The sequence below is a fragment of the Pseudomonas cyclaminis genome, assembly GCF_015163715.1.
In the GTDB taxonomy this organism is placed as follows: domain Bacteria; phylum Pseudomonadota; class Gammaproteobacteria; order Pseudomonadales; family Pseudomonadaceae; genus Aquipseudomonas; species Aquipseudomonas cyclaminis.
In genome coordinates this window covers 40,835-66,506 of the sequence record NZ_JADDUM010000188.1, presented here as the reverse complement: position 1 = coordinate 66,506, position 25,672 = coordinate 40,835, and the positions used below count along the sequence as shown (strand labels likewise).

Annotated in this window: 13 protein-coding genes and 5 pseudogenes; 12 read left to right on the top strand and 6 right to left on the bottom strand. The window is 61.4% G+C overall.

Annotated elements, in window-relative coordinates; genetic code table 11:
- Positions 1 to 79 precede the first annotated feature (79 nt).
- Positions 80 to 2,548, top strand: coding sequence for a fimbria/pilus outer membrane usher protein (locus tag IQK56_RS22120; protein WP_193863622.1), 2,469 nt, complete (start codon positions 80 to 82; stop codon positions 2,546 to 2,548).
- 64 nt (positions 2,549 to 2,612) lie between these two features.
- Here the strand turns inward: IQK56_RS22120 and IQK56_RS22115 are convergent.
- From IQK56_RS22115 to IQK56_RS22105, 3 genes and pseudogenes are all read right to left on the bottom strand, one after another.
- A pseudogene (locus tag IQK56_RS22115) lies at positions 2,613 to 6,295 on the bottom strand (translocation/assembly module TamB domain-containing protein).
- A pseudogene (locus IQK56_RS22110) lies at positions 6,295 to 8,020 on the bottom strand (autotransporter assembly complex protein TamA). The pseudogenes IQK56_RS22115 and IQK56_RS22110 overlap by 1 nt, the downstream one beginning before the upstream one ends.
- A 64-nt stretch (positions 8,021 to 8,084) precedes the next feature.
- Positions 8,085 to 8,729, bottom strand: coding sequence for a GNAT family N-acetyltransferase (locus IQK56_RS22105; RefSeq protein WP_112195984.1), 645 nt, complete (start codon positions 8,727 to 8,729; stop codon positions 8,085 to 8,087).
- A gap of 169 nt (positions 8,730 to 8,898) precedes the next feature.
- On the opposite strand from IQK56_RS22105, the gene xthA reads away from it, so the two are divergent.
- The gene (gene xthA, locus IQK56_RS22100; RefSeq protein ID WP_193861833.1) at positions 8,899 to 9,711 is read left to right on the top strand and encodes an exodeoxyribonuclease III; all 813 of its coding nucleotides are present in this window, start codon (positions 8,899 to 8,901) and stop codon (positions 9,709 to 9,711) included.
- A 121-nt stretch (positions 9,712 to 9,832) separates the two neighbouring features.
- The gene (locus IQK56_RS22095; RefSeq protein ID WP_193861832.1) at positions 9,833 to 11,167 is read left to right on the top strand and encodes a substrate-binding domain-containing protein; all 1,335 of its coding nucleotides are present in this window, start codon (positions 9,833 to 9,835) and stop codon (positions 11,165 to 11,167) included.
- 133 nt (positions 11,168 to 11,300) lie between these two features.
- On the opposite strand, the gene IQK56_RS22090 is transcribed toward IQK56_RS22095, so the two are convergent.
- On the bottom strand, positions 11,301 to 12,530 hold the full coding sequence (locus tag IQK56_RS22090; RefSeq protein WP_193861831.1) for an acyl-CoA dehydrogenase: 1,230 nt from the start codon (positions 12,528 to 12,530) through the stop codon (positions 11,301 to 11,303).
- A gap of 165 nt (positions 12,531 to 12,695) precedes the next feature.
- Here IQK56_RS22090 and IQK56_RS22085 point away from each other — a divergent pair, with 165 nt between their 5' ends.
- From IQK56_RS22085 to IQK56_RS22075, 3 genes are all read left to right on the top strand, one after another.
- Positions 12,696 to 13,631 carry a LysR family transcriptional regulator gene (locus IQK56_RS22085; RefSeq protein ID WP_150676630.1) on the top strand — a complete coding sequence of 312 codons (936 nt, stop codon included), beginning with the start codon at positions 12,696 to 12,698 and terminating at the stop codon, positions 13,629 to 13,631.
- Positions 13,632 to 13,707: 76 nt separating this feature from the next.
- Positions 13,708 to 14,100: a MerR family transcriptional regulator gene (locus IQK56_RS22080; protein ID WP_122306582.1), complete on the top strand. Its 393-nt coding sequence runs from the start codon at positions 13,708 to 13,710 to the stop codon at positions 14,098 to 14,100.
- 16 nt (positions 14,101 to 14,116) lie between these two features.
- The gene (locus IQK56_RS22075; RefSeq protein WP_193861830.1) at positions 14,117 to 15,016 is read left to right on the top strand and encodes a hydroxymethylglutaryl-CoA lyase; all 900 of its coding nucleotides are present in this window, start codon (positions 14,117 to 14,119) and stop codon (positions 15,014 to 15,016) included.
- A 597-nt stretch (positions 15,017 to 15,613) separates the two neighbouring features.
- On the opposite strand, the pseudogene IQK56_RS22070 reads toward IQK56_RS22075, so the two are convergent.
- A pseudogene (locus IQK56_RS22070) lies at positions 15,614 to 17,250 on the bottom strand (AMP-binding protein).
- Between the two features lie 150 nt (positions 17,251 to 17,400).
- Between IQK56_RS22070 and IQK56_RS22065 the strand changes: the two are divergent.
- From IQK56_RS22065 to IQK56_RS22050, 4 genes and pseudogenes are all read left to right on the top strand, one after another.
- Positions 17,401 to 18,563, top strand: a pseudogene (locus tag IQK56_RS22065) (isovaleryl-CoA dehydrogenase).
- Between the two features lie 12 nt (positions 18,564 to 18,575).
- Positions 18,576 to 20,183, top strand: coding sequence for a carboxyl transferase domain-containing protein (locus tag IQK56_RS22060; RefSeq protein WP_122306578.1), 1,608 nt, complete (start codon positions 18,576 to 18,578; stop codon positions 20,181 to 20,183).
- A gap of 14 nt (positions 20,184 to 20,197) precedes the next feature.
- Positions 20,198 to 21,004, top strand: coding sequence for a gamma-carboxygeranoyl-CoA hydratase (locus IQK56_RS22055; protein WP_122306577.1), 807 nt, complete (start codon positions 20,198 to 20,200; stop codon positions 21,002 to 21,004).
- Positions 21,001 to 22,925: pseudogene (locus IQK56_RS22050) on the top strand (acetyl/propionyl/methylcrotonyl-CoA carboxylase subunit alpha). The gene IQK56_RS22055 and the pseudogene IQK56_RS22050 overlap by 4 nt, the downstream one beginning before the upstream one ends.
- Here IQK56_RS22050 and IQK56_RS22045 read toward each other — a convergent pair.
- A complete protein-coding gene (locus IQK56_RS22045) occupies positions 22,922 to 23,557 on the bottom strand; it encodes a LexA family protein (RefSeq protein WP_193861828.1) in 636 nt (211 codons plus the stop codon). The pseudogene IQK56_RS22050 and the gene IQK56_RS22045 sit on opposite strands and share 4 nt — an antisense overlap.
- Before the next feature lie 131 nt (positions 23,558 to 23,688).
- On the opposite strand from IQK56_RS22045, the gene IQK56_RS22040 reads away from it, so the two are divergent.
- Together IQK56_RS22040 and IQK56_RS22035 are read left to right on the top strand one after the other, a co-directional pair.
- A complete protein-coding gene (locus IQK56_RS22040) occupies positions 23,689 to 24,039 on the top strand; it encodes a DUF6124 family protein (RefSeq protein ID WP_122306574.1) in 351 nt (116 codons plus the stop codon).
- Positions 24,040 to 24,505: 466 nt separating this feature from the next.
- Positions 24,506 to 25,657, top strand: coding sequence for a M14 family metallopeptidase (locus IQK56_RS22035; RefSeq protein ID WP_150676634.1), 1,152 nt, complete (start codon positions 24,506 to 24,508; stop codon positions 25,655 to 25,657).
- Positions 25,658 to 25,672 lie beyond the last annotated feature (15 nt).

Sequence of the window (25,672 nt, the reverse complement as noted above, 5' to 3'; positions counted from 1 at the left end):
GCTGTTCTTCAGCGGCACACTTTCACTGTATTTATCTTCGCTCCGTTAGTTCGTATCGGAGGTGATATAGGGTTCCTGCATGTTTTTATTCAAGCGCGACAGTTGGGCCCCCGTATCGGTTGCCCTGATCTTCAGTTCGGCCTGCCTGGCCGAAGGCGAAGAACAATTTAATACCTCGTTTTTGCGAAGCGCACCCTCCTCCATTGACCTGCACTCACTGCTTGCCGCCAACAGCGTGCTGCCTGGCAGCTACCGGGTTGATCTCTACGGCAACGACACCCTGGTCGGCCGCCGTGATATCGACTTTCGCCGCAACCCCGGCACCGGCAAGGTCGAGGCCTGCCTGACCCTGGAAATGGTGCAGCAATTGGGCGTCGATATCGCCAAATTGCCCCTCGACGCCGCTGACCCGAACGCCTGTATCAACCTGCCCGCGCTGATCGAGCATGCCAGCGTGCGCTACGACGTGCCGCGCCTGCGCCTGCTGGTCAGCGTGCCGCAAAGCGCCATGGAGCGTGGCCGGCGCGGCTACGTGGACCCCGCCTTGTGGGATGAAGGCGTGCCCGCCGCGTTCATCAACTACCAATTGAGCAGCAGCCGTAACAGCAGCCAAGGTGACAACACCCTGTCCAATAACCTCGGCCTGCGCAACGGCATCAACCTGGGCGCCTGGCGGTTGCGCAACGAGTCGAACTTCAACAGCAGCACCGGACGCCCGAGTACCTTCAAGAGCAACCGCAGCTACCTGCAACATGACGTGACGGCGTTGAAGGGCCAGTTCAGCGCCGGGGATATTTTCTCGGATGCCGACCTGTTCGACAGCGTGCGCTATCGCGGCCTCAAACTGGCCTCGGACGACGGCATGCGCGCCGACAGCGAGCGCGGTTACGCGCCGATCATTCGCGGCATTGCGCAGTCCAGCGCGACCGTGGAAATCCGCCAGAACGACTACATTCTCTACACCGCCAACGTGCCGCCAGGCCCGTTCGAGATCAGCGACATCTACCCCAGCGGCTCCAACGGTGACCTTGAAGTGACGATTATCGAAGCCGATGGTCGACGCCGGGTCACGGTGCAGGCGTTTTCCAGCCTGCCGATCATGGTGCGCCAGGGCCAACTCAAGTACAGCGTTTCGGCCGGTCAATACAACAGCAACAGCGACGACCAACAGTCACCGCAGTTTGTCAGCAGCACCTTGGCCTACGGGATCAGCAGCAACCTGTCCGGGATCGTGGGTGTGCAGGCCACGGACAACTTCCAGGCGTTGTCCGTGGGCGCAGGACGCAACACGCCCATTGGCGCGGTCTCGCTGGACATGACCCACTCGTCCAGCCGCACCTACGGCCAGGAGATCAAGGGCACCAGCGTGCGAGCGCTCTATGCCAAGACATTCACCGGCACCGACACCAACTTTACGCTGGCGGCCTACCGCTATTCGACCGAGGGCTATCGCACGCTCAGCGAGCACGTCGAGGAGTTGAGCAATGATGGTCAGAAGCGCATCGGCAGTTCGAAAACCCGCACCGACCTGACCGTCAACCAGAGCATCGGCCATAACCAGCAATATGGCAGCGTCTACGTGAACGCCAGTGACCAGCGTTACTGGCGGCGTGGCGGCTCGCAAAGCCTGTCGGCGGGCTACAGCAACTATTGGGGCGAGGTGAGCTACAACCTCGGGGCCACTTACTCCAAGGACGTCGGCAACTATGGGCCGACGAACAACGACACTCTGGTCAACCTGTCACTGTCGTTCCCGCTGGGCTCAAAACCGCGCGCACCGAGGGCCTTTGTCTCCGCCAGCACGCAGAAGGACAGCAACACTGCACAGGTGGGGCTCAACGGCTACGTCACGGAAAACAGCGACACCTATTATTCGGTGCAAGCCGGTAACAGCAGCACCGGCGGCAGCACGGGGTCGGCCAACCTCAGCACCCGCACATCGCAGATGGATATCAGTGCCGGCTACAGCCAAGGGCGCGGGTACAACTCACAAAACCTCAACCTGGCAGGATCTGTGGTGGGTCACGCCGGCGGGATCAACTTGGGGCAAACCGTGGGCGAGACGTTTGCACTGGCGCAGGTCGAAGGCACGAGCGGGGTGAAAATCGGTAGTTTTTCCGGGGCCAAGACCGGCAGCAACGGCTACGCCGTGGTGCCCAACGCGCAACCCTATCGCGTCAATTGGATCAGCCTGGACACCCGTGACCTGGGGGCTGATATCGAGATCGATAACGCCACCCAGCAAGTGGTGCCACGACGCGGTGCCGTGGTGCTGGCACGTTATGCCAGCAAGAGCGGGCGACGGGTGCAGTTCGCATTGTTCGACGCTCAACACCAGCCAATCCCGTTCGGCGCCGCCCTGCAAGACAGTGCCGGCAAGCAGATCGCAATTGCCGACCCCAGCGGCAAGGCGCTGGCCTTGGTCGAAGCCGACACCGGCACCTTGATCATCACCTGGCAGGGCCTTCGCTGCGAAGCGCCTTATGCATTGCCGGAGCGCAACAAGGCGTTGAACTATGAGCGGGTGGAGTTGATTTGCCGTCCTTAGAGGGTCGCCAGCCAAAATGTGGGAGGGGGCAATCCCCCTCCCACATTCTTTGACCAAGCAAGGCTTAGAAATCGCGTTTGTAGAAGATATCCAGCGAGCTGGCCACACCACTGGCCACCTCCAGGTACACCTTCTTGCTCAACAGGTAGCGCAAGGCAATGGTGCTGGCCGGTTCGAACACCCCCACGCCATAACGCAGGCTCAGTTTCTCGGTGATCTTGCCGCTGGCCACCACGGCGGTGTTATTGCCGCTGCCCTGGGTATCGAGGTCGAAGTCCTGGATGCCCAACTTGGTGGCGATGTCCGAGGTCACTCCCGCACTGCCCATCAAACCCAGGCCCAGCGCCGCTTCGGCCAGCATGTTGTTGTCTTCGCCGGTGGTGGTGCGTGAACGCCCCAGTACCAGGTACGACAGCGCGTCTTCCTGGGCCATCGCCGGTTCGGAGAAAATCTGCGTGGTCGGCTGCTCCGCGCTGCCACTCAGGCGAATACCCGCGGTCACGGTCCTGGACGGCTCGGTGGTGACGCGCACCGCCTCGATGTCCAGGAACGGCTGGTCCAGCGGGCCGGCAAACAGCAGGCGCGCCCGTCGCACATTGAGCCGCTGCCCGTAGGCGCGGTAGCGGCCATCGTTGAGCCACAGCTCGCCACGGGTGTCCATGTTGTCGCCGATATGCACATGGCCCTGCACCTTGGCGGTGAGGCCGAAGCCCGAGAAGTTGAGCTGGTCTTCGCCCACTGCCACGTCGATATCCATGGCCATGGCCATCGCCGGCTTGCCCTCCTCGGTCTGGCTGCCGACGATGATGGTGTCGTCCGAAACCTTGACCGTCGATGGCGGCAATTCACGCACGGTGATGTCACCACGCGGGATCTGCACCTTGCCGGCGATCGCCAGTTTGTCGTCCTTCAGGGTGATCTTCAGGTCCGGCGCCACTTCCAGTGCGGCGTAGGGTTCGACCGTGACCGGCAATTGCGAGCCTTGCAGGCTGAGATCCACGGCCAGGGCCTGACCCCAGTCGATCCGCCCCTTGAGGCTGCCCTGCCCGGCCTTGCCACTGCGCCAGCCGCCGTTGAGCTGCACGCTTTCACCGGCGATCAGCGCCTGCACATTCAGGCCTTCGAGGCTGATGGGCAGTTCCGGACCGGAGACTTCACCGCCGATCAGGTTCACATTGCCGTTGATCTGCGGTGCCAGCAGGCCACCGGAGATGCGTCCGTTGCCGTTGAGCTTGCCGTTGAGGGTTTCCACCATCGGCACAAACGGCCGCGCCACCGCGAGGTCCAGCCCGGTGAGGCTGAAATTGCCGGTGATCGGCTTGTTCTTCGGCAGCGGGTTGATCTGCGCCTGCAACAGCAATTCACCGAGCTTGCCGCCATGGAAGTTCAGCTGGGTGTCGATGCGCTTGGGATTGAGCGTGGTTTCCAGCTTGAGGGTGTCGTAAGGGAAATCCAGCCACTGGTCCTTGTCCTTGACGCGCAAGGTGCCGCCGCTGGCATCCACCGACACCACGCCTTTGGGGCCGCTGTTGGGCAGGTCGAGTTGCACATCGGCATTGAGCTTGCCCTGCCAGGCGAAGTCCTTGGGCAAAAATGCCGCGAGGCTGTCGAGGGGGAATTGCTTGAGGTGATAACGCAGCTTGGGCTCGGGCATCAGGCGCTGGTCTTCACCGCACAGGCTGGCAGCACCGGAGACCCAGCAGTGCGCGGCGAAGGTCAGCCGGCCGTCGGCCAGGTAGTCGATTTTTGCCGGGGCTTGCAGCTTCCAGTCCTGGCCACCCGCCTGGACATCACCACTGGCCAGGCGCCCGCGCCAGTTGCCGTTGTCGAGGTTGCCGTCCAGGGCCAGGGCCAGCTTGAGCAAGGGACCGGCCAGGTCCATCTGGACTTTTTGCTGCTTGATATCACCTTGGGCACTGGCGGTCAGGGTACCGACCTGGGTGTCGCCGCTTTGAATACCGCTGCCCTTGAGGTCGATCCTGGCGCGCTGGGCGTTATCGAGGGTGGCCGCGAGGCTGAGGTTTTGCAGGCGGTTGTCGGCAAACGCCAGTTGCTGGCCCTTGAGATCGAGTTTGCCCTGAGGCGCCTTGAGACTGCGGCCACGTCGAGGCGGCCGTTGACCTGCCCGCGCAGCTGCGGCCACAGCTGGGCCAGGCGCGCCAGCTTGATGTCGATCTGCCCGGCCAGGCGTTGTTGCAGGCTGCCGCTGCCGTTGATGCGGTTGTCACCCAGGCGGATATCCAGGTTGGCCAGGGTCCATTGTTCCCCTGCCCCTTCGGCCTTGGCGGCCAGCACGGCGGTTTGGCCACGCAGGCGGCCCTTGAGGTCGAGGTCGGCGGTGAGCTTGAGTTGCTCGTTCTTGAACTCGCCTTTGCTGCGCAGCGGCCCGGCCAACGTGCCCGGCAGTTCAGCGACCCAATACGCCGGATTGAGCGCCGACAGGTCGAGCGCGGTATCCCAGGCGATGCCATCGGCAAACTGCAGGTTGAGGTGGCCTTCGGCCTTGCCTTGGCCGGCGGTCAGTTTCAGCTCGGGCAGGAAGACTTGCTTGAGGTCGCCGCTGAACGGCGTGACCACGTTGAACTTGCCCGCCGGACCGTCGAGGTCGGCCTTGAGGTTGCCCAGGTAGTTGCCGTCTTTGTAGGAAATCTCGCCGTTGAACGTACGCACGGTCACCTGGGGTTCGTCGATCACGGGGTAGAGGCGATGCCAGGGGAAGTCGAGCCAGTCGATCTTGGCGTCGGCGCTGAAGCCTTGTTGCCAGTCCAGGTTGGCACTGAGCTTGAGGCTTTGCTTGTCACCGGCGTTCAGGTCCAGGCCGGCGATCTGCGCGCCCTTGGCGTCGACCCTGCCTTGCAGCAGCAGGTCCACCGGGCCTTTTTCCGCCGGCAGCACGGCCTTGCCCAGCAGTTGGTAGCCGTTTTTCAGATCACCGTTGGCAGTGAGGTCCAGTTGATTGAGTTGCAGGGTGTCGGGCAAATCGGCGCTGGGCTTGAAGCCGTCAGCGGTGATGTGCAACCGGGCCGGAAGGTTTTCCGCCAGGGGTTGCAACTCGCCCTTGAGCTTGGCCGGCAGGTAGCCGCTGCTGTCGGCGTCGAGCTTGAGGGTCTTGAGCAGGTCGCCTTCGACCTTGAGGGCAACGCTCCAGGGCGCGCCGCCGGGCGCATAAGGCAGGCTCAGGTTACCGCTGGCGGTCAACGGCCAGTCGCCGCTGGGTTGCAGCAGGCCGGACAGGTCCAGCACCAGGTCGTCGCGTTGCAGGTGCACGGAGTCGATCTGCATGCCAGCGGCGGTCCAGTGCGCCGCCAGTTGCAGGCCTTTGAGTTCTTCGCTGCCGTTGAACACCAGGCTGCCGATGCGAACGTCGCCCAACTGCAGGGCAACCGGCAACGTCAGATCAGGCAGTGCAACCGGGCCGCTGCTGTCTTCGGTGCTCGGTGGAAATTGCAGGCTGATTTGATCCACATCCAGTTGGTCAATGCATAAGGTCATGCGCAGCAGGCAGGCCGGGGACCAATCAAACGTGGGCGCCTTGAGTTCCACGCGGCTGCTGTCTTGCTGCCACAGCAGATGATCGGCGCTCCATTGGCCGCCCAGGCGACCCTGGAAATTCTCCACGCTCAAACCCGGCACCTGGCCCAAGGCCCAGCGGCTGCCCGCTTGGCTGCCCAATACCGCCCAGAGTGCCAGCAACAGCACGGCGAGGACTGCCACCACGGCCAGCCCCGCTATTTTCAAACCACGCATCACAGCTCAGGCCCCATGGAAAAGTGCAAACGAACGCCGCCCGGATCTTCCAGGGCATGGGCCAGGTCGAGGCGGATCGGACCGACCGGCGATACCCAGCGGATACCGACGCCCACACCGGTTTTCAGGCTGGGCAGTTCCAGGGAGTTGAACGAGTTGCCCTGGTCGATGAACGTCGCGATCCGCCATTTTTCGGCGATGGAATATTGATACTCGGCACTCAACGCCACCATGTAGCGGCCACCGATGCGATCACCCTGGTCATTCTCCGGCGACAGGGTCTGGTACTCGTAGCCGCGCACGCTCTGGTCGCCACCGGCAAAGAAGCGCAGCGAAGGCGGCACCGACTTGTAGCCATTGGTGGCACTGCCGCCCACTTGCGCCCGCGCCAGGAAACGGTGGTTGTCCCACAGGGTGGTCAGGCCTTTGACCATGGCCGTGCCGTAGAGCAGGTTGGTGTCCGAGCCCAGGCCTTCTTTGGCGACCTTGGTGTCGAATTGCAGGCGATAGCCGTTGTGGGGATCGATGCGGTTGTCGCTGCGCAGGTAGGAATAACTGATGCCCGGCATCAGCAGGTTACTGAGGCCGGAGTCGTTGCCCAGGCGATATTCTTCGCGCTGGTATTTGAGGGAAATTACCCGGGTCCAGCCGCTGGGCAACTTGCTGTGCCATTCCGGGCCGACGGTGAGCAATTTACTCAGGGTGTCGGTGTTGGCCAGTTCTTCATTCTGGTAGCCACCGGCGAAGCGCAATTTATCGGTGAGCGGCGGGTCCAGCGGAATGTCGTACCACAGGCCGACGTTCTGGCGCGGGGCCGACAGTTCGGCCTCCCAACCATAACTGTGGCCCTGAGGGTTGACCCAGTGACGGGTCCAATTGGCCTTGCCGCGCGGACGACGTCGGTGGAGTAGCCCAGGCCCAGGCCCATGGTGCGTGGTTTTCGGGTGTCCAGATTGACGGCCACGGGGATCACGTCATTGGTTGAGGCGGTGGGGCTGGCATCCACGCGCACGCCTTCGAAAAAGCCGCTGGCTTGCAGGTTCTGGTTGAGTTCGGCGATCAGTTCGGAATCGTAGGGGTCACCGCTTTTGAACGGCACCATGCGTTGCAGCAATTCGTCATCAAACGGCGTGTCGCCGGCAAAGCTGACCTTGCCCATGCTGTAGCGCGGGCCGCTGTCATAGATGAGTTCGATATCGGCGACGCCGGCTTGTGGGTCCACCGCGAGTTTCTGGCTGATAAAGCGCCCGCTGAAGAAGCCGTAGCGCGAGGCCTGGTTCTGGATCAGACGCTTGGCGTCTTCGTAGTGGCCGTGGTTGAGCACGCGCCGGAGATGAGGTCGTTGCTGGCAGGCACACGAAACGACTTGAGGTTCGCCGCCTCGCCGTCGACCCGAATGGTCACGTTGCGCAAATGCACCGGTTCGCCGGGGTCGATGCTGAGGATCAGGCGCGGGTTCTTGCCGCCCTTTACCTCGCTGTCGATCTGCGGCTGATAGAAGCCCAGCGCCTGCGCCGCTTTGCGCGCCTGCTCCTCGGCGCCACGGCTGAACCGCAGCAAGGCTTCTTCATCGCGATCGCCCACCCCGCCGATGTAGCCTTCGATGTTGGCTTTCAACGCGTCGTTTGAGGGTTTGACCCGCACGTCCAATTCGCTTTGCGCCAAGGCGCTGCAACTGGTGAGCAGCAGGATCAAACCACGGGTAAATCTTCCTGGAAACTTCATAGGCGCGGATGCTACACGAGCTGGGGAGCATCTTATAACCCGGATGAATCTGAAAAATTCTCGCCTAAGCCGTTGCAGCATGTAACGCCTGAGGATTGGGATGAAAAAACACATGCTCCAGGATCGGGCCTACAGCAACCTCGCCGATTTCCTCGTAGCCCTGGCGTTTATAGAAATCCAGGTAGCGCGAGTTGCCCGTATCCAGCACCACACCGGACGAATGCGGGTCTTCGGCGCACCAGTTGTGCACCGCTTCGAGCAATTGCTCGCCGTAGTGTTTGCCCTGGAATTGCGGGTGAATGCCCAACAGCGGCAGCACATGCACCGACTCGCTCGGCAGGCACGCCAGCACCGCGTGATGGTAATCCAGATAACGCCGCGTACCGCGCACGCCGGTGCTCAGCCACATGCGCAGTTGCCAGGCCCAGCTCTCGGTGATGCCCAGGCGCCGTTGCGGCGGTGCAATCAGGGCGATGCCGATCAGCCGGTCATTCACAAATAACCCAATCGCCGGAAGCTTCTGGAAAAAATGCTGCTTGACCAGCTCACGCACAGTGGCGCGCACACGCTGCTCGTAACCTGGGCGTTCAGCTTCGAAGATGTAGGCAAACGTCGGCTCATGCCGATAGGCCTGGTACAGCAGGGAGCGGGCTTCGCGCGAATAGCCGCTGTTGAGCAGGCGAATTTCGCCAATGGCAGTGTCAGTCATACAGTCAATCTCCCTGGGCGCCACTCAATAGATGGCGTTCTTATGGGTACGAACCTACGCAGCACCAGTCGTTCCCAGACATTAGCAGTGCATCTGCCCTACCGCCACGCTGGCCCCCGTCCGACTTGTCGGCTAGCATCGCCCTTTTGCCAAGACTGGACTGCCGACCATGAAAATCGTCTCCTTCAATATCAACGGGCTGCGCGCCCGCCCCCATCAGCTGGCGGCGCTGATTGAAAAACACCAACCCGATGTGATCGGCCTGCAGGAAACCAAAGTCCACGACGACCAGTTCCCCCTGGCCGAAGTACAGGCTCTTGGCTATCACGTGTATTACCACGGGCAGAAAGGTCACTACGGCGTGGCCCTGCTCTCGCGTCAGCCGGCGTTGAGCCTTCACAAAGGTTTTGCCAGCGACGAAGAAGACGCCCAGCGCCGTTTTATCTGGGGCACCTTCGCCGATGAAAACGGCCACCCGGTGACCATCATGAACGGCTATTTCCCACAGGGCGAAAGCCGCGACCACCCGACCAAGTTTCCCGCCAAGCAACGCTTCTACGAAGACCTGCAACAACTGCTGGAAAGCCAGTTCAGCAACGACCAGGCGCTGGTGGTGATGGGCGATGTGAATATTTCCCCGGAAGACTGCGACATCGGCATCGGCGCCGACAACGCCAAACGCTGGCTGAAAACCGGCAAGTGCAGCTTCCTGCCCGAAGAGCGCGAGTGGATGGCCCGCCTGAAAAACTGGGGCCTGGTGGACAGCTTCCGTCACCTCAACCCGGACGTGGCCGACCGCTTCAGTTGGTTCGACTACCGCAGCCGTGGCTTTGAAGACGAGCCCAAGCGCGGCCTGCGCATTGACGTGATCATGGCCTCCAACGGCTTGCTGTCACGGGTCAAGGATGCGGGCGTGGACTACGATCTGCGCGGGTTGGAAAAACCGTCGGACCATGCGCCGATCTGGCTGGAACTGAGCTGACGATCAAATGTGGGGAGGGCTTGCCCCTCCCAAACTTTTGATCATTTGAGGGTCAGTCACATTATTGAAATCCAACTGACTTAATGTCCCGGCACTCCCTTTGGCTTGAGAAGGTGCCGGCATGACGCTGCGCGTTCTGTTCCTGTTGTGCTGTGTGCTTTCCCTGCCCGCTGTGGCTGCTTCCCTACCCGTGCCCGACCAAGGGCCTGCCTTGCGCATCCAGGGTTCCAACACCATTGGCGCGGCCCTGGCACCGGCGCTGTCCAAGGGTTTGATGGAATATCAAGGGTTACAGGGCGTGCACATCGAACCCGGCGAAGGCGCCAATGAACGACGTGTGATCGGCAAGACGCGCCAGGGCAAGACCGTGACCATCGACGTCGCGGCCCACGGCTCCAGCACCGGTTTTGCCGCCTTGAAGAAAACCAGCGCCGACCTGGCCGCTTCCTCTCGCCCAATCAAGGACAGCGAACTGGTGGACCTGGAACCCCTCGGCGACCTCAAAAGCCCCGAAGCCGAACAGGTGATCGCCATCGACGGCCTCGCCATCATCCTCAACCCGCAAAACCCGCTGAACACGTTGAACACCGAGCAACTGGCGCAGATTTTCAACGGTGAAATCAGCACCTGGGAGGCGCTGGGCGGCATCGGCGGCGCGATTCATCTCTACGCCCGCGATGACCAGTCCGGCACCTACGACACGTTCAAGGAATTGGTCCTGCGCCTGCGCGGCAAGCCCCTCGCCTCTTCGGCCCAGCGTTTCGAGTCCAGCGAGCAGTTGTCCGACGCGGTGAGCCAGGATCCCCAAGGCATTGGCTTTATTGGCCTGCCCTACGTACGCCAGGCCAAGGCGGTGGCGATTGTGGATGGCGACTCGCAACCGATGTTGCCGCTCAACAGCCTGATCGCCACAGAGGATTACCCGCTGTCGCGCCGCTTGTTCTTTTACCTGCCGCCCTCGGGCCATAACCCGTGGGCCAAGGCGTTGGTGGACTTTGCCCAAAGTAGCAAAGGCCAGGCGATTGTGGCCGCCAGCGGGTTTATCGCGCAGCAGGTGCAGGCCATGGCCGTGGAACCGCGCCCGACCATGCCCGACGACTATCAAGCCATCGCCCGGGACGCCCAGCGCTTGACGGTGAATTTTCGTTTTGAAGAGGGCAGCGCCAGCCTGGATAACAAGGCGCGCCAGGATGTGCAGCGGGTGGTGGCGTATCTCAAGAGCCACGACAAGCTGGACAAGCAGGTGACACTGGTGGGGTTTGGCGACGCCAAGAATGACCCGCAGCGGGCGGCGCTACTCTCGAAACTGCGGGCGATGGCGGTGCGGCGGGAGTTGGTCAGGAACGGCGTGGTGTTGCGCGATATCCGTGGGTTTGGCGCGCAGATGCCGGTGGCGGCGAATACGGCGGATGAGGGGCGGATCAAGAATCGGCGGGTGGAGGTTTGGGTGTACTGAGGGCTGCTGGATCGTCAGTGCCTGATCCGGCCTCATCGGGGGCAAGCACCCTCCCACATTTGACCGCATTTCTATTGGAGATACGCGGTCACCTGTGGGAGGGGGCTTGCCCCCGATTGCAGGCGACGCGGTATTACTGTCCGCTGCGCATCATTTCCCGAGGCACATACTTGCCAATCTCAAACTTGCCGATCGCCGCACGGTGCACTTCATCCGGGCCGTCGGCCAGGCGCAGGGTACGTTGCATGGCATACATGTAGGCCAGTGGGAAGTCATTGGACACCCCTGCACCACCATGGATCTGGATGGCGCGGTCGATCACCTTCAACGCCACGTTTGGCGCTACTACCTTGATCTGGGCGATCTCGCTTTTCGCCACTTTGTTGCCCGCGGTGTCCATCATGTACGCGGCTTTCAGGGTCAGCAGGCGCGCCATGTCGATCTCCATGCGTGAGTCGGCGATCTTGTCGATATTGCCGCCCAAACGGGCCAACGGCTTGCCGAACGCGGTACGACTGACAGCGCGTTTGCACATCAATTCCAGCGCACGCTCGGCCATGCCGATGGAGCGCATGCAGTGGTGGATGCGGCCTGGGCCAAGGCGACCTTGGGCGATTTCAAAGCCGCGCCCTTCACCCAGCAATACGTTTTCATACGGCACACGCACGTTGTCGAACAGCACTTCGGCATGGCCGTGGGGCGCGTCGTCGTAGCCGAACACCGGCAGCGGGCGCAGGATTTTCACGCCGGGGGTGTCCACCGGTACCAGGATCATCGAGTGCTGTTGGCGACGCGGCGCGTCGGGGTTGCTCAGGCCCATGAAGATCAGGATCTTGCAGCGCGGGTCGCAGGCACCGGAGGTCCACCACTTCTTGCCGTTGATCACCCACTCGTCGCCCTGGCGTTCGGCGCGGGCGGCCATGTTGGTGGCGTCCGAGGAGGCGACGTCCGGTTCGGTCATGGCGAAGGCCGAGCGAATCTCGCCGCGCAGCAGCGGTTCGAGCCAGCGTTGTTTCTGCTCTTCGTTGGCGTAGCGCACCAGCACTTCCATATTGCCGGTGTCCGGCGCCGAGCAGTTGAACGGCTCCGGGCCCAGCAACGAGCGACCCATGATTTCGGCGAGCGGCGCGTATTCGAGGTTGGTCAGGCCGGCGCCCAGTTCGGACTCAGGCAGGAACAGGTTCCACAGGCCCTCGGCTTTGGCCTTGGCTTTCAGCTCTTCCATGATGGCGGTGGGCTGCCAGCGGTCACCTTCGCTGACCTGGCGTTCGAACACCGGCTCGGCCGGGTAAACGTAAGCATCCATAAACGCAGTGACGCGTTCACGCAGTTCCTGAACCTTGGGCGAATAGGCGAAATCCATGAGCAGCTCCCTTTTTGAGAGGTTGTTTAGGTCATGCAATCGATGCTAGAACAGCGTTGATAATTTACCTAGCCTATTCTCGGCATGTATTAACATTCATCACCGATATATGATCGGCGTCTGAGCACGTAACAAATCGCCACCTAACAATAAGAGCGCAACCCAATGAATCTGAGCAAGGTCGACCTCAACCTCTTTATCGTCTTCGACGCGATCTACACCGAAGCCAACCTGACCCGCGCCGGACAGATCGTGGGCATTACCCAGCCGGCCGTGTCCAACGCCCTGGCCCGCCTGCGCGAGACCTTCAACGACCCACTGTTCGTGCGTACCGCCCAAGGCATGGTGCCCACGCCGATGGCGCAGAACATCATCGGCCCGGTGCGCAATGCGCTGTCGTTGCTGCGGGTGTCGGTGCAGGAAAGCCGGATTTTCAACCCGCAGCAGGCCGCCAAGACTTACCGCATCAGCATGACCGACCTCACCGAGGCGGTGATCCTGCCGCTGCTGTTCCAGCGCCTGCGCCGCCTGGCGCCCACCGTGGTCATTGAGAGCTTCTTGTCCAAACGCCGCGAGACCACCAAGGAACTGGCCGCCGGGCGCCTGGATTTTGCCGTGGACGCGCCGCTCAACACCGACCCGCAAGTGCGCCATGTCAAGCTGATGGAAGACCGCTACGTGTGCGCCATGCGCAAAGGCCATCCGCTGGCAGGCAAGGACAAGCTGACCCTCGATGATTACCTGGGGCTGACCCATATCCATATCTCCAGTCGCCGCAACGGCCTGGGCCATGTCGACCTGGCCCTGGGCAAGATGGGCCTGCAACGCAAGATCGCCCTGCGCTCCCAGCATTACCTGATGGCCTCCCAGGTGCTGCAGCAGACCGACATGGTGATGACCGTGCCCGAACGTTTCGCCCGGCGCCATGAGTTGCACTGGGTCAACCTGCCAGTCAATGACGTACCGCCGGTGGAAACCCACCTGTACTGGCACGAAAGCACTGACCAGGACCCTGCCAACCGCTGGATGCGTGAGCAGATGATCGAGTTGTGCCAACAGGTTACGGCTCATGAGAAGAAGTTGGATGGCAAGCAGGCTTGAAGGTTGGTGGCGAGCGAGCTTGACGTTTACGTCAACCCGACAGTAGCTTAGCGCCAAGACTTTATTGAGCGCCGTCATGAGCACCACCTACAGTATCTCCGACCTCGCCCGCGAGCTGGACATCACCACCCGCGCCATTCGCTTCTACGAAGAACAAGGCCTGCTGGCCCCTGAACGCCGGGGCCAGGAACGCATCTACTCAGCGCGGGACAAGGTCAGCCTCAAGCTGATCCTGCGTGGCAAACGCATCGGTTTCTCCCTGGCCGAATGCCGCGAACTGATCGAACTCTACGACCCCACCAGCGGCAATCACATCCAGCTCAACAGCATGCTGTCCAAAATCGCCGAGCGCCGTGAGCAGCTTGAGCAACAGTTGCTGGATATCGAACAGATGAAACTCGAACTGGACACCGCCGAAGAGCGCTGCACACAGGCCCTGGCGGACACCATGAGCCAGGTTGACCACTGATAAGAAGGTAGTTGCCATGCCCCTCCCCTCACACGTACGCCTGGTCGAAGTCGGCCCACGCGACGGTTTGCAGAACGAAGCCCAGCCCATCCGTGTGGCCGACAAGGTGCAACTGGTGGACGCCCTCAGCGCTGCCGGCTTGAGCTACATCGAAGTCGGCAGCTTTGTGTCGCCCAAGTGGGTGCCGCAGATGGCCGGTTCTGCCGAGGTCTTCGCGCAGATCCAGCGCAAACCCGGTGTGACGTACGGCGCGCTGACCCCCAACCTGCGCGGTTTTGAAGATGCGCTGGCGGCTGGCGTGAAGGAAGTCGCGGTGTTTGCGGCGGCGTCCGAGGCGTTTTCCCAGCGCAATATTAATTGCTCCATCAGTGAAAGCCTGGAGCGGTTTGCCCCAATCATGACGGCGGCCAAGCAGCATGGCGTGAGTGTGCGTGGTTATGTGTCCTGCGTGCTGGGCTGCCCGTACGAAGGCACGGTTGCCCCGGAAGAGGTGGCCGCAGTGGCGCAAGAGTTGTACGCCATGGGCTGCTATGAGGTGTCCTTGGGCGACACCATCGGCACCGGCACAGCAGGCGCCACGCGGCGGTTGTTCGAAGTGGTCGGCGCCCAGGTGCCACGGGACAGGTTGGCGGGCCACTTCCACGACACCTACGGCCAGGCGGTTGCGAACATCTACGCCAGCCTGCTGGAAGGGATCAACGTATTCGACAGCTCTATCGCGGGCCTCGGCGGGTGCCCTTACGCCAAGGGCGCCAGCGGTAACGTCGCCACCGAGGATGTGGTGTACCTGCTCGACGGGCTGGGGATCAACACCGGGATCGACCTGGAGGCCTTGATTCGCGCAGGGCTGCAAATCAGCAACGTAGTGGGACGCCCAACCGGTTCACGGGTAGCCAAGGCGCGGTCAGCCGGTTGAGTAGCGTAGCCGTGACAATGTGTTACCGCACGCCTACACATCGAGTAACACGGGAACATATTTTGTAGTGTTTACCGCCAGATATTTCCTACGAAAAAATCAAACCATTGATTTTAAAGGGGTTTTAAAAGTTGGCACGGCTTCTGCTATCTCTATGGCATAACAAGAATAAAAAGCGCCAAACCTAATAAAAATAAGACGAAACGACTCTGACATAACAAAAACAACACGGCAGAGACGCAGCTAACAGATTTTTTTGGAGAAGATGTGCTTTGCAGGGTACGGCGTGCCGAAACCCGCAACCGGTTAGAGAAAAATAAAACTACCTCAGGTAGCTACCCACTGGTTGGATCGCGTGCGAAGAAGCAGATCAGCGCTCAAAAAAATACGTTTGCTCTTGACCCTGAATGGGGGTCGCAAAAAAACAGCGGTAAAGGGTAACGGTTGCCAAAAACAACAATAGACCGCCCCTCAATAATAAAAAAAGAGCACGTAACGACAAATTAAAGGGAACCTTCGGGTTCCCTTTGTGCTTTTCGGGATTTGCTAATCAGTAATGTGGGAGAAAGATTGCCCCCCACACAGGTTCATCTGACGTTAATCAGGCGGCGTTCCCAGCTCTTGGATAGAGATCTCGCGCATGCGGAATTTCTGGATCTTGCCCGTCACCGTCATCGGAAAATCTTCCACGAACTTGAAATACCTGGGCGTCTTGAAGTGGGCGATGCGCCCTTTGCACCAGGTTTGCAGTTCAAGCTCGTTGGCCATTTGGCCGGGGTGGAACTTGACCCACGCGACGATCTCTTCGCCGTAGCGCTCATCCGGAATGCCAATGACCTGCACGTCAGCCACCGCCGGGTGGGTGAAGAAAAACTCTTCCAACTCCCGTGGGTAAACGTTCTCGCCACCGCGGATGATCATGTCCTTGTTGCGCCCGGCGATGCACACATAACCCTGCTCATCCATGCTCGCCAGGTCGCCGGTGTGCATCCAGCCGCGTCGTCGATCGCTTCGCGGGTGCCTTCGGGGTTGTTCCAGTAGCCGAGCATCACGCTGTAGCCACGGGTGCACAGTTCGCCCACGTGGCCGCGTGCGACGGTGTTGCCCGCCTCGTCCACTATTTTGTTTTCCAGTTGCGGCTGGGTGCGGCCGACGGTGGTCACGCGGCGCTCCAGGTCGTCATCCGCGCCAGTCTGCAACGACACCGGGCTGGTCTCCGTCATCCCGTAGGCTATCTGCACTTCGCCCATGTGCAACTCGTCGATGACCCGGCGCATCACTTCAATGGGGCACGTGGCGCCGGCCATGATGCCGGTGCGCAAGGTGGACAGTTCAAACTCGCCACGGCGGGGGTGGTCGAGCACGGCGATGAACATGGTGGGTACGCCGTACAGGCCGGTCGCCCGTTCTTCGGCGACGGCGGTGAGGGTCAGCAGCGGGTCGAAACCGTCATTGGGGTAGATCATGGTGGTGCCGTGGGTGATGCAGCCCAGATTCCCCATCACCATGCCGAAGCAGTGGTACAACGGCACCGGGATCACCAGGCGATCCTGCGCGGTAAGGCCCAGGCTCTCACCGACCATGTAGCCGTTGTTGAGGATATTGTGGTGACTGAGGGTGGCGCCCTTTGGGAAACCCGTGGTGCCGGAGGTGTACTGGATATTCACGGGCTGATCGAAGTGCAGGCTGGCTTGGCGGTTGTGCAATTGTTCTGGCGGGACGCCTGCGCCCAGGGTTGCCAACTGCGACCAGGGCAGGAACCCGGCAGGCGGGCTGGGGTCGAGGCTGATCAGGCCGCGCAGGTCGGGGTTGAGGGCCTGCAACATGGCGTGGTAATCGGAGGTCTTGAACGATCCGGCGCACACCAGCCACTGGCAACCGGATTGCCTGAGCACGTACTCCAGCTCGCTGCTGCGATACGCCGGGTTGATATTGACCAGGATCACGCCGAGCTTGGCGCTGGCGACCTGGGTGATGCACCACTCGGCGCAATTGGGTGCCCAGATGCCCAGGCGGTCGCCGGCCTGCATGCCCAAGGCCAGGAATGCACGGGCGTGCAACTCAACCGTTTCGGCCAGTTGCCGCCAGGTGTAGCGGCGCTGCTGATGCCGTACGACCAGGGCTTCACCCTCGGGATGGCGCGCCACGGTGTGGTCGAACGCCTGGCCAATGGTCATGGCCAGTAAGGGCTTGTCTTGAGCGCCACGGCTGTAGCTCGGGTGTGGTTGATGCATAACGACCCCTGTTGTCTTTTTTGTAGGTTGACGTATACGTAAACTACGATTGACAGCACCGCAACGCAAGCTTACGTTAACGTAAAGGTGAGCGCCCTTCCCTGGCGCGCCATCTACACAACAACAAAGCTCACATTAAGGTGCCTGTCCATGAGTTACCCGTCCCTGAACTTCGCCCTCGGTGAAACCATCGACATGCTGCGCGACCAGGTGCAGTCCTTCGTGGCCAAGGAGATCGCGCCCCGCGCGGCTCAGATCGACAGTGACAACCTGTTCCCCGCCGACCTGTGGCGCAAGTTCGGTGACATGGGCCTGCTGGGCATCACCGTCGCGGAAGAATACGGCGGTGCGGGCCTGGGTTACCTGGCCCACGTGGTGACCATGGAAGAGATCAGCCGTGGCTCGGCGTCGGTGGCGTTGTCCTACGGCGCCCACTCCAACCTCTGCGTAAACCAGATCAACCGCAACGGCAATCACGCACAGAAACTCAAGTACCTGCCGCAACTGATCAGCGGCGAACACGTCGGCGCGCTGGCCATGAGCGAGCCGAATGCCGGCTCCGATGTGGTCTCGATGAAACTGCGCGCGACAAACGCGGCGACCGCTACGTACTCAACGGCAGCAAGACCTGGATCACCAACGGTCCCGACGCCAACACCTACGTGATCTATGCCAAGACCGACCTGGAAAAAGGCCCCCACGGCATCACCGCATTCATCGTCGAGCGGGACTGGAAAGGCTTCAGCCGCAGCGGCAAGTTCGACAAGCTGGGCATGCGCGGCTCTAACACCTGCGAGCTGTTTTTCGATGACGTCGAAGTGCCCGAAGAAAACATCCTCGGCGTGCTCAACGGCGGCGTAAAAGTACTGATGAGTGGCCTCGACTACGAGCGTGTGGTGCTGTCCGGCGGCCCTACCGGGATCATGCAGGCCTGCATGGACCTGATCGTGCCGTACATCCACGACCGCAAGCAGTTCGGCCAGAGCATCGGCGAATTCCAGCTGATCCAGGGCAAGGTCGCCGACATGTACACCCAACTCAACGCCAGCCGTGCCTACCTCTACGCGGTGGCCCAGGCCTGCGAGCGTGGCGAGACCACGCGCAAGGATGCCGCCGGGGTGATCCTCTACAGCGCCGAACGCGCCACGCAAATGGCCCTGGACGCGATCCAGATTCTCGGCGGCAATGGCTACATCAATGAATTCCCTGCCGGACGCCTGCTGCGTGACGCCAAGCTGTACGAAATCGGCGCCGGCACCAGTGAGATCCGACGGATGCTGATCGGTCGCGAACTCTTCAACGAAACCCGCTGAAGGAGCGCGCCCATGGCCACCCTGCACACTCAACTCAACCCCCGCTCGGCGGAGTTTGCCGCCAACAGTGCGGCGATGCGCCAACAGGTCGACGCCCTGCACACCCTGCTCGCCCATGTGCAACAAGGTGGCGGCGCCAAGGCACAGGAGCGGCACACCTCACGGGGCAAACTGCTGCCCCGCGAGCGCATCAATCGCCTGCTCGATCCAGGCTCGCCGTTCCTTGAACTCAGCCAATTGGCCGCCTATCAGGTGTATGGCGAAGATGTGCCTGCGGCCGGGGTGATCGCCGGGATCGGCCGCGTGGAAGGTGTCGAATGCATGATCGTCGCCAACGATGCCACGGTGAAAGGCGGTTCCTATTACCCGCTGACGGTAAAAAAACACCTGCGCGCCCAGACTATCGCCGAGCAAAACCGCCTGCCATGCATCTACCTGGTGGACTCCGGCGGCGCCAACCTGCCGCGTCAGGACGAAGTGTTCCCCGACCGCGAGCACTTCGGGCGGATCTTCTTCAACCAGGCCAACATGAGCGCCCAAGGCATTCCGCAGATCGCCGTGGTGATGGGCTCGTGCACCGCCGGTGGTGCCTATGTGCCGGCCATGGCCGATGAGGCGATCATGGTGCGTCAGCAAGCCACCATCTTCCTCGCCGGGCCGCCGCTGGTGAAGGCGGCCACGGGTGAAGTGGTCAGCGCCGAAGACCTGGGCGGTGCCGATGTGCACTGCAAAATCTCCGGCGTGGCCGACCACTACGCCGACAGCGACGAACACGCCCTGGCCCTGGCCCGCCGCAGTGTGGCCAACCTCAATTGGCGCAAGCAGGGCCAACTGGTGCAACGCGCACCGTTAGCCCCGTTGTACAGCGCCGATGAGCTGTACGGCGTGATCCCGGCCGATGCCAAGCAGCCGTTCGATGTGCGCGAAGTGATTGCGCGGCTGGTGGACGGTTCGGTGTTCGATGAGTTCAAGGCGCTGTTCGGCACCACGCTGGTATGCGGCTTTGCGCACTTGCACGGCTACCCGATGGCCATCCTGGCGAACAACGGGATTTTGTTCGCCGAAGCCGCGCAAAAAGGCGCGCACTTTATCGAGCTGGCCTGCCAGCGCGGGATTCCACTGCTGTTTTTGCAGAACATCACCGGATTTATGGTTGGCCAGAAATACGAAGCCGGCGGTATCGCCAAGCACGGCGCCAAGCTGGTCACTGCCGTGGCCTGTGCCAAGGTGCCGAAGTTCACCGTGATCATCGGCGGCAGCTTCGGTGCCGGTAACTACGGCATGTGCGGCCGCGCCTATGACCCGCGCTTTTTGTGGATGTGGCCGAATGCGCGCATCGGCGTGATGGGCGCCGAGCAGGCTGCGGGCGTGCTGGTGCAGGTCAAGCGTGAGCAGGCCGAGCGTGCGGGCAATGCGTTCAGCGCGCAAGAAGAGGCCGCGATCAAGCAGCCGATCCTCGATCAATATGAAACCCAGGGCCATCCCTACTACTCCAGCGCCCGCCTGTGGGACGACGGGGTCATCGATCCGCAGCAGACCCGCGAGGTGCTGGCCCTTGCGCTGTCCGCCTCCTTGAATGCCCCTATCGAGCCGAGCCGCTTCGGCGTGTTCCGCATGTAATTGGAGCTGTACCCATGAGCGATTTCAATACCCTCGAACTGATCACCGACAGCCGTGGCTTTGCCACGCTGTGGCTCAGTCGTGAAGCCAAGAACAACGCGTTCAACGCCGAAATGATCCGCGAACTGATCATTGCCCTCGACCACGTACAAGGCGACCCGGCCCTGCGCTTTCTGGTGCTGCGCGGACGCGGCAAGCACTTCAGCGCCGGTGCGGACCTGGCCTGGATGCAGCAGTCGGCCGAGCTGGATTACCACACCAACCTGGACGACGCCCGCGAACTGGCCGAGCTGATGTACAACCTGGCCAAGCTGAAAATCCCGACCCTGGCGGTGGTGCAAGGCGCGGCCTACGGCGGGGCGCTGGGCTTGATCAGTTGCTGCGACATGGCGATAGGTGCCGATGATGCGCAGTTCTGCCTGTCGGAAGTGCGCATTGGCCTGGCTCCGGCGGTGATCAGCCCGTTCGTGGTCCAGGCGATCGGCGAACGGGCGGCGCGGCGTTATGCCCTGACGGCCGAGCGCTTTGCTGGCCAACGTGCGCGGGAGATCGGCCTGCTGGCGGAAAGCTACCCTGCCGGTGAGCTGGATACCCAGGTGGAGCAGTGGATCGCCAACCTGTTGCAAAACAGCCCGGCGGCGATGCGCGCCAGCAAAGACCTGTTGCGTGAAGTGGGCAACGGCGCACTCACCCCGGCACTGCGCCGCTACTGCGAAAATGCCATCGCACGGATTCGCGTCAGCGCCGAGGGCCAGGAAGGGTTGAGGGCGTTCCTGCAAAAAAGGTCACCGAGCTGGCAATCCCAGGAGCCGCGCCCATGAGCACACTGACGACGCTGCTGGTAGCCAACCGGGGGGAGATTGCCTGCCGGGTGATGCGCACCGCCAAGGCCATGGGCCTGACCACCGTGGCCGTGCACAGCGCCATTGACCGCGATGCTCGGCACAGTCGCGAGGCGGATATCCGCGTCGACCTGGGCGGCAGCAAGGCCACGGAAAGTTACCTGCAAATCGACAAGATCATCGCCGCCGCCCGCGCCAGCGCGCCCAGGCGATTCATCCGGGCTATGGCTTTTTGTCGGAAAACGCCGATTTTGCCCGAGCGATTGAAGCCGCCGGCCTGATCTTCCTCGGCCCGCCCGCCTCGGCCATCGACGCCATGGGCAGCAAATCCGCCGCCAAGGCGCTGATGGAAACCGCCGGTGTGCCGTTGGTGCCGGGTTATCACGGCGAAGCCCAGGACCTGGAGACCTTCCGCGCCGCCTGTGAGCGTATCGGCTACCCGGTGCTGCTCAAAGCCACGGCGGGCGGCGGCGGCAAAGGCATGAAGGTGGTTGAGCACGTCAGTCAACTGGCTGAAGCCCTGGCCTCGGCCCAGCGTGAAGCGCTGTCGTCGTTTGGCAACGGCCAGATGCTGGTGGAGAAATACCTGCTCAAGCCGCGCCATGTGGAGATCCAGGTATTTGCCGATCAGCAGGGGCATTGCCTGTACCTCAATGAGCGTGACTGCTCGATCCAGCGTCGGCACCAAAAAGTCGTCGAGGAGGCGCCAGCGCCTGGGCTGAGCGCTGAACAGCGCAGGGCCATGGGCGAAGCCGCCGTGCGTGCGGCGCAGGCCATTGGTTACGTGGGCGCCGGTACCGTGGAGTTTTTGCTGGATGCGCGCGGCGAGTTCTTCTTTATGGAGATGAACACGCGGCTGCAGGTGGAACACCCGGTAACCGAAGCGATTACCGGCCTGGACCTGGTGGCCTGGCAGATTCGTGTGGCTCAGGGCGAAGCGCTGCCGATCACCCAGGAACAGGTGCCGCTGATCGGCCATGCAATTGAAGTGCGCTTGTATGCCGAAGACCCGGCCAATGATTTTCTGCCTGCCACCGGGCACCTGGCGCTGTACCGCGAATCTGCGCCTGGCACGGGGCGCCGGGTGGACAGCGGCGTCGAACAAGGGGACCGTGTGTCGCCGTTCTATGACCCGATGCTCGGCAAGCTGATTGCCTGGGGCGAGGACCGCGAGCAGGCACGTCTGCGCTTGCTGAGCATGCTTGATGAATTTGCCGTGGGTGGCCTGAAGACTAACCTGGGTTTCCTGCGGCGCATCATTGGCCATCCGGCATTTGCCGCGGCCGAGTTGGATACCGGGTTTATTCCGCGTTATCAGGATCAATTGCTGCCGGCACCCGGCGAGCTGAGCGATGCATTCTGGCAGGCGGCGGGCTCGGCCTTCATGCAGAGCTTGCCGACCGGTGACGGACCGTGGGCGGACACCCGTGGCTTTCGTGCAGGGCTGCCCGCCGAGGTTTCCCTGCATTTGAGCTGCAATGGGCAGGAGCGCCGGGTGACGCTGGGCGAAGAGGCTCCGCAACTGCGCGGGGAACATCTGCTGATCGAACATCACGGTGTGCGTCGCTCACACCTGGCAGTACGCCGCGAGGGCAGCGTGTTCTTGCGTTGGGATGGCGAGATGCATGGCGTGAGCCTGTTCGACCCGATTGCCGCTGTGGAGGCGAACCAGTCTCACCAGGGCGGCCTCACGGCGCCGATGAACGGCAGCATTGTCCGAGTTCTGGTGGAGGTCGGCCAAGCGGTCGAAGCGAGCACGCAACTGGTGGTGCTCGAAGCGATGAAGATGGAACACAGCATCCGCGCACCCCAGGCGGGGGTGGTCAAGGCGCTATTCTGCCAGGAAGGCGAAATGGTTGCCGAAGGTTGCGTGCTGGTGGAACTCGACACCGCCGATTAGAACTTCGCCGTGGCCTGTACGACCACACCGAGGATGTGGCAATCGTCGGTGAACAGCCGTTTCGGGTAGGTCGGGTTGAGCGGCACCAGATAGCGTTCGCCGCTTTCTTCCATCAACTGGCGAAAAGTTGCCTGTGGGCTGTCCGCCCATTGGGCAACCACCAGTTTGCCGGGTTCGGCGGCGATGGCTGGGTCCACCAGAATCAGCATGCCGGCAGCGATGCTCAGGCCACTGAGCGCCGTCATCGCATCCCCCGTCACAGGGAGCCAGAAGGCGTTTCCGTGGGCATGGTAGTCGCTCAATTCGAAGCGCACGGCGCCATAATCGGGGCGCTCTTCGCGGACTTCGCACAGGCCCCTCCACTCGCCGACCGGGTAACGAAAATACGGGGTGTACTGTTTAGCCGGGATCAGTGCGTCGTCGGTTTTTTCACGCACCTCCTGTACCACTTCCAAGTCGCCCAGCCCCAGTTCTTCCAGGACCCGGTTCATATCCGCCAGGCTCGGCACACGGCGCTTGCTGAGCCAATGGCCCACACCGCCCTGGGACATGCCCATGCGTTCAGCCAGCTCACTCTGTGTGACCTTGCGGTCTTTCATGTTGGCCTTGACCAACGCGATCCAGTTATCCATGGCGCCAGACAATACGGCAGGTATTTTCCAGGGCAATAAACAGTTTGTAGTAATCCATAAAACGACATGAATACGATAAGTACTATCATCAGACATAAGGTTTTCGCCCCCCACCCAGAGTATCGCCCCTTATGACGACGAGCCCGTATCTACTGCCTGAAACACCTGAAAATGATGACGTGTACAACCTGCGCAGCAGCGGTGCAGCCCAGCGTGCGCTGGACTTTTACTTGAAAGAAAATATGTCGACACCAGCCCCGGAAGAGCGTTTTTTCGCCATCAAGCCAGGTATCAGCCACGAGGAAGCCCTGGTGCATGCCTCAGACCTGTTGCGCAGCGCTGCCGCCACCGCCTACGAATCGGCGAGCAACCATCAGGGCAATCAGCGCGACCTGGCGTTTTCAGTGGTGTATTTGATTGATATGGCGAAGGCGATGGTGGAGCGATCGCTGCAAGGGCATGAGGCCCGGGCGAACGTATAACAGGCGCGAAAGAAAAATATTTCTATCCCATGGATAAAAACATTTGACTTGCAAATGATAATGATTATTATTGGACCCAGCTGATCGCGAGATCAGTCGATAGACCAAGGGACCTTAGGTCGGACTCTTGGAATATCTCCTCATCAGGCTAATCACGGTTTTTGACCCGGCTCTTTGGCCGGGTCTTTTTTTTGCCAGTTTCCCTGGCATGGCTTCAGGCTAATGAAGACTGTGTGTTGCTCGATGGCGCGCATGGTAGCAAAAGACCATCGCCGAAAGAAAGTCAGTCGGGCGCTCTGGTTCACATCTCTGCGAAATAGCGCTTGAGAATCAATCTCATAGATTCTAACCTGCGGCGGCGTCATGGACGACGCCCCCCTCCTCCCTGCAACAATTTTGCATCCAGGCTTTACCAGACTCCTGTGTAATATAGCCGCCACAACACTCATATTCAGGCAACCAGACTATGACCGTGGCCTTGACCTCCATCAAAATCAGCACCGACTTCGACAGTGGCAATATCCAGGTGCTCGACGCCAGCGATGCCTATCAGTTACTGCTGGCGATCAAACCCGACACGCATAGCCCTCATTTCCAGTGGTTCCACTTCAAGGCCGAAGGCATGCACGTGGGCCACACCCACACTTTTCGCCTGAGTAACGCGGGAGGCTCCTCGTATAGTCATGCCTGGAGCGGCTACAACGCTGTCGCGTCCTACGACCACATCAACTGGTTCCGAGTACCCACACGCTTTGACGGCGAGATCCTGCACATCAGCCTCGAAACCCGCGAGAAACACGCCTGGCTTGCCTACTTCGAACCCTACAGCCGCGAACGCCATGATTGGCTGATCGATCAGGCGCTGAAATACGCAGGCACTAAACTGCTGGCCACCGGTAAAAGCGTCGAAGGCCGCGACATCCAACTGCTGCGCCGCGGTAACGGCGGCGAAGACCGTCGCAACGTCTGGATCATCGCCCAGCAGCACCCCGGCGAACACATGGCCGAATGGTTTATGGAAGGCATCATCGAGCGCCTGCAACAGGACGGCGATGCCGAGATGAAAAAACTCCTGGCCGCTGCCGACCTGTACCTGGTGCCGAACATGAACCCCGACGGCGCCTTCCACGGGCACTTGCGCACCAACGCCATGGGTCAGGACCTCAATCGTGCCTGGCAAACCGCCAGCCAGGAAACCAGCCCGGAAGTGCTGTTTGTGCAGCAACAGATGAAACACTACGGTGTCGACCTGTTCCTCGATATCCACGGCGACGAAGAAATCCCCTACGTGTTCACCGCCGCCTGTGAAGGCAACCCCGGCTATACCCCGCGCATCGAAGCGCTGGAAAAGCACTTCCGCCAGCACTTGAGTGCACTGACCCGCGACTTCCAGACCGCCCACGGCTACACCCGCGACTTGCCGGGCGAAGCCAATATGACCCTGGCCTGTAATGCCGTCGGCGAGAAGTACGACTGCCTGTCCCTGACCCTGGAAATGCCATTCAAGGACAACAACGACAGCCCCAACCCGAAAACCGGTTGGTCGGGTGAGCGCTCCAAGCAACTGGGCAAGGCTGTACTGAGTACGGTGGCCGATATGGTCACGGTCCTGCGCTGATCACCCTGCCCACGG

Coding starts and splice junctions, on each gene's coding strand:
- IQK56_RS22080 (WP_122306582.1), top strand. CDS start 13,708: ATGAGCACCACCTACAGTATCTCCGACCTCGCCCGCGAGCTGGACATC.
- IQK56_RS22095 (WP_193861832.1), top strand. CDS start 9,833: ATGACGCTGCGCGTTCTGTTCCTGTTGTGCTGTGTGCTTTCCCTGCCC.
- IQK56_RS22090 (WP_193861831.1), bottom strand. CDS start 12,530: ATGGATTTCGCCTATTCGCCCAAGGTTCAGGAACTGCGTGAACGCGTC.
- IQK56_RS22120 (WP_193863622.1), top strand. CDS start 80: ATGTTTTTATTCAAGCGCGACAGTTGGGCCCCCGTATCGGTTGCCCTG.
- IQK56_RS22035 (WP_150676634.1), top strand. CDS start 24,506: ATGACCGTGGCCTTGACCTCCATCAAAATCAGCACCGACTTCGACAGT.
- IQK56_RS22045 (WP_193861828.1), bottom strand. CDS start 23,557: ATGGATAACTGGATCGCGTTGGTCAAGGCCAACATGAAAGACCGCAAG.
- xthA (WP_193861833.1), top strand. CDS start 8,899: ATGAAAATCGTCTCCTTCAATATCAACGGGCTGCGCGCCCGCCCCCAT.
- IQK56_RS22060 (WP_122306578.1), top strand. CDS start 18,576: ATGGCCACCCTGCACACTCAACTCAACCCCCGCTCGGCGGAGTTTGCC.
- IQK56_RS22105 (WP_112195984.1), bottom strand. CDS start 8,729: ATGACTGACACTGCCATTGGCGAAATTCGCCTGCTCAACAGCGGCTAT.
- IQK56_RS22055 (WP_122306577.1), top strand. CDS start 20,198: ATGAGCGATTTCAATACCCTCGAACTGATCACCGACAGCCGTGGCTTT.
- IQK56_RS22040 (WP_122306574.1), top strand. CDS start 23,689: ATGACGACGAGCCCGTATCTACTGCCTGAAACACCTGAAAATGATGAC.
- IQK56_RS22085 (WP_150676630.1), top strand. CDS start 12,696: ATGAATCTGAGCAAGGTCGACCTCAACCTCTTTATCGTCTTCGACGCG.
- IQK56_RS22075 (WP_193861830.1), top strand. CDS start 14,117: ATGCCCCTCCCCTCACACGTACGCCTGGTCGAAGTCGGCCCACGCGAC.